The 3,391-nt window shown below is 64.6% G+C and carries 4 protein-coding genes and 1 pseudogene; 2 read left to right on the forward strand and 3 right to left on the reverse strand.

The genetic code is table 11. From position 1 onward, the window contains the following. A pseudogene (locus tag VN856_RS15995) lies at window positions 1-199 on the reverse strand (SAM-dependent methyltransferase); the annotation flags it as partial. After that, a complete protein-coding gene (locus VN856_RS16000) occupies window positions 196-1,122 on the reverse strand; it encodes a class I SAM-dependent methyltransferase (RefSeq protein WP_325690705.1) in 927 nt (308 codons plus the stop codon). The pseudogene VN856_RS15995 and the gene VN856_RS16000, both read right to left, overlap by 4 nt. A gap of 122 nt (window positions 1,123-1,244) precedes the next feature. On the opposite strand from VN856_RS16000, the gene VN856_RS16005 reads away from it, so the two are divergent. Next, window positions 1,245-1,997: a hemerythrin domain-containing protein gene (locus tag VN856_RS16005; RefSeq protein ID WP_325690707.1), complete on the forward strand. Its 753-nt coding sequence runs from the start codon at window positions 1,245-1,247 to the stop codon at window positions 1,995-1,997. A 6-nt stretch (window positions 1,998-2,003) separates the two neighbouring features. Here the strand turns inward: VN856_RS16005 and VN856_RS16010 are convergent, their stop codons facing one another. Continuing rightward, on the reverse strand, window positions 2,004-2,828 hold the full coding sequence (locus VN856_RS16010; protein WP_325690709.1) for a helix-turn-helix domain-containing protein: 825 nt from the start codon (window positions 2,826-2,828) through the stop codon (window positions 2,004-2,006). Window positions 2,829-2,962: 134 nt separating this feature from the next. Between VN856_RS16010 and VN856_RS16015 the strand changes: the two genes are divergently transcribed. Continuing rightward, a partial coding sequence (locus tag VN856_RS16015) for an alcohol dehydrogenase catalytic domain-containing protein (RefSeq protein ID WP_325690711.1) occupies window positions 2,963-3,391 on the forward strand: 429 nt, incomplete at its 3' end.

Raw genomic sequence — 3,391 nt, forward strand, 5'->3', positions numbered from 1 at the left:
GGTCAGCCAGAATGCCTGTGCCGCAAGCGACGTCGACTATCCGCGCCGACTGGTGGTCGCGCAATTGCGCGACCACCTCGTCGTGCGCCGGGCGGTAGACCCACTGTTGCAAGACCGGCAGGTTGTAGGCCGGGGCAGCCACGCCCCAGAACCGAGTGACGACGTCGTTGAAACCGCGACGTTGCGGTGCCTGCGTCACTTGGCCGAGGTGTAGTAGATCGTGTCGGCCATCGACACCGAGTCGCTGGTCTGCGGGACCGGCGGAAGGCCGTGCTCGGCCAGCAGCTCACTCATCGGCCGACCGACCGAGCGCCAGCCCAACCCGTCCAGGTATTCAGCGACGTCGGCGCGGTCACCCTCGTAGCCGAGCTCTTCGAAGTTCAGATCGAAGCCGTGGGCTCGCCACTGCTCGGTGGCCTGCTGCATCAACTCGCGCGCCTTCTCCTTGTCGACGTCGGGCATGTCCGGGATGGCTTCGGTGGCCAGCCGGCTGCCGTCGGCGCTGAGGGCGGAGATGTTGTCCAGCAACCGGTCCTGCGCGTCCGGCGGCAGGTAACCGAGCAATCCCTCGGCGATCCACGCCGTGGGTTGGCTGCGGTCGAAGCCGGCTTCGGTCAGCGCGGCCGGCCAATCGTTACGCAGATCGATGGCAACCGTACGGCGGTCAGTGGTCGGAGCCGCACCGAGTTCGGCGAGGGTCTCGGTCTTGAACGCGATGACCTCAGGTTGGTCGACCTCGAAGACGGTCATGCCGGTCGGCCAGTCCAACCGGTAGGCGCGGGCATCGAGGCCGGAGGCCAGAATCACTGCCTGACGGATACCGGCGGCGGTCGCCTCATGGAAGAACGCGTCGAAGAAACGAGTCCGGGCGGCCATCGCGTCGGGCATCTGCTGAAGCTTCCAGGTGGATTCCTCGGTGTCGACGTTCGCGGCGTCCAACTCTCCGGCGGCCCATCGGCTGAGGAAATCCACGCCGACGGCCCGCACGAGTGGCTCGGCGAATTGGTCGTTGATCAGGGGGTTCTCGGACTTGGTGGCGACGGCTCGGGCCGCGGCAACCATCGTGGCTGTTGCTCCAACGCTGGTCGCGAGGTCCCAGGTGTCGTTATCGGTGCGCGGCATGCGTGCTCCTTAGATAGTCGGGACGTACTTAGTTAGCATAACAAGTATTTAGCCGATCTATCAACTTGTCCCCGATGATGCCACCACAGACGGTTTACTTCGGTTGACGACTCGGCGATCCCGTGCTGGTGTGGGTGAATCAAGGAGTCACCGTGACAAATCCGCGGAACCCCGCCCTCGGCCGACGTTGGGTTCTGGGGATATCTGTATCGGCCGTGGGCGCAATCGCGCTATCGGCATGCGACAAGCCGAAGCCCACGGCAGCAGAGCCCGGCGCCCCCGCGGAGGACCAAGTGCCGGTCACTCCGCCCGAAGACTTGATGCGCGAACACGGAGTACTCAAACGCGTACTGCTGATCTATCGAGAAGGAATCCGCCGCTTGCAGGCGAGCGAACAGCTTCCCGCCGACGCGCTCAACGCAGGGGCGGCGATCATTCGAAGCTTTATCGAGGACTATCACGAGCAACTCGAAGAGCAGCACGTTTTCCCTAGGCTGGAGCAGGCGGGCAAACTCACCGGCGTCACCTCGGTGTTACGCACCCAGCACGTGCGCGGTCGCGTGCTGACCGACCGAGTGGTCGCCGCCACCGGTGCCGGCATGGCGCTCGATCAGGCTAAGCGGGAAGCGTTGATGCAGGACATGTCGGCGTTCATCCGGATGTACGAGCCACATGAGGCGCGCGAAGACACTGTCGTTTTCCCGACGTTGCGTCAGGTAGTGCCCGCGAAGGAATTTCGGGACATGGCAGACGTTTTCGAGGACGAGGAGCACCGGCGGTTCGGGCCGGCCGGCTTTGAAGGTGTGGTCGATAAAGTCGCCGATATCGAAAAGAGCCTCGGCATTTACGATTTGAGTCAATTCACTCCGACCTAAAGTCCGTCAGTGTAGGTCCGCGGTGACTCGCGCGACGCGCCGTCCGATGGCATCGATCCGCTTACGTGCCAGGGCCTCCAGCGGATGGACGGCGACAATCATCGCGACCCGGCCGCGGGGGTCGAAGACCGGCGCGGCGATCGTCGCCACCGGCTGCTCCTGGCGCGCGCTGTCGTCATCGGGCAGGAAGCCAATCGTGGTGAATTCCGTCAGGAGCTGATCGGTGATCTCGCGGACGTGGTCGGGCAGTCCGTCACTGGGCAGCGTTCCCATCACGTGGGCGGCCTGGGTCAATGCCGGCGTCGTGCAGTCCACGTCGAACCCACGCTGACGGGTGCGGGCCAGCACCTTTTCGAGGCGCCGAGTGAGCACATCGTTGGTGGCAGCGCTGCGCTCGATCCAGGCCCGCTGCTCCTCGGGGGTATCCCAGGCGGCGAATGCGACTCCGAAAGGCGGGGCGTAACGGATCCGTTCGCCGGGCGCGCCGCTGGACCGCCGGCCGGCGTCCTCAAACGCGGTGATCACCAGCGAATCGCCGACTCGTTCGACAACCGATGTGGCATAACCGAATTCCCCGGCAAGGTTCAGCGCGGTGATTCGTGCGCTGTGTGCCAGCGGGCGCGCGGTTTCGACCCGCGTCGCCACCACTGCCAGCGCCGGTCCCAACGAAAACGTCTTGTCGATCGGATCTCGATTGACCCAGCCGCGATCAGACAACGTGGTCAGGATCGCGTGCGCGGTCGCTTGGGTCAGCCCGAGTTCGCGCACCACATCGGAGAACCGGAGCCGTTCTTCGGTGGCGGCGGCGAGCAGTTCGATCACATCGAGCACGCGCGTGGTCGGTGGCGACGACGGAATGGCTTGACTTCCTTTCGCGAGGCTTCGTAGTCTGACTTCAGATTATCGAGATACTATCTCGAATAGTCGAGAACAGCCAAGCCCGAAGGAGTGCGCGGATGCGTGCGGTGGTGTTGCGTGACGGCCGGCTCGACGTCCGGGAGGTCGCCGACCCAGTGCCCGGTTCTGGGGAGGTGTTGCTGCGAACATTGAGCACCGCGATCTGCGCGTCGGACGTGCATTTCATGGATCACCCCGAGATGGGGATCAACGATCCGACCGGCCGTTCGCTCTATGACGCCGACCGCGACATCGTGCTCGGCCACGAATTCGTCGGCGAGGTCATCGGCTACGGGCCGGACTGCACCGAACAGTTTCCGGTCGGTACCCGCGTCACCTCCATCCCCATTCGGGTGGTCAACGGCGGCGCGGACGGCGTGCGGATCATCGGTCAACACCCGGAGGCGCAGGGCAGCTTCGGTGAATTGGTGGTTGTCGCAGAGACATTGGCCAAACCCGTCGTGGGCGACGTATCAAGTGATGCCGCGGCGCTGACC

Origin of the sequence: Mycobacterium sp. (assembly GCF_035603715.1) — a bacterium.
Taxonomy (GTDB): domain Bacteria; phylum Actinomycetota; class Actinomycetes; order Mycobacteriales; family Mycobacteriaceae; genus Mycobacterium.